Source organism: Streptomyces lydicus (genome assembly GCF_000717345.1).
Lineage (GTDB): Bacteria > Actinomycetota > Actinomycetes > Streptomycetales > Streptomycetaceae > Streptomyces > Streptomyces lydicus.
The window spans coordinates 1-508 of sequence record NZ_JNZA01000106.1 but is presented as its reverse complement, the minus strand read 5'-3'; the positions used below and the strand labels follow the sequence as shown (position 1 = coordinate 508).

Below are 508 nucleotides of genomic sequence, written 5' to 3'. Positions count from 1 at the left end.
TCGGATCGTGTGTTGAGTGCGGTGCAGTCGCAGGTGTGGGGTGTGGGCCGGGTTGCTGCTTTGGAGTTGCCGGAGCGGTGGGGCGGTTTGGTGGATGTGTCTGAGGGGTGGGACAGCCGGGCGGGTGCTGGTTTGTGCGCGGTGTTGGGTGGTGCGCTGGCGGGCGAGGATCAGGTTGCGTTGCGGTCTTCGGGTGTGTGGGTGCGTCGGGTGGCGCGCGCCGGTGGTGGCGGTTCCGCCGGGGTGTGGTGCCCGCGGGGCACGGTGTTGGTGACGGGTGGTACGGGCGCGTTGGGTCGTCGGGTGGCGTTGTGGGCTGCGCGGCGGGGTGCTGAGCGGGTGGTGTTGGCGAGTCGGAGTGGTGCCGGCGCTTCGGGTTTGGAGTCGGTTGAGGCTGAGTTTGCCGCGTTGGGTGTGGAGTTGGAGGTCGCGGCGTGTGATGTGGCGGATCGTGGTGCGGTAGCGGAGTTGTTGGGTTCGCTTCCTGGTTTGTCGGCTGTGGTGCATG

General features: G+C 68.3%; 1 protein-coding gene. It reads left to right on the top strand.

Annotation, left to right across the window (positions count from 1 at the left end):
- Positions 1 to 9: 9 nt before the first annotated feature.
- Positions 10 to 508 (top strand): KR domain-containing protein (locus OO62_RS41610; protein ID WP_346009374.1); only part of this gene is annotated, 499 nt, incomplete at its 3' end.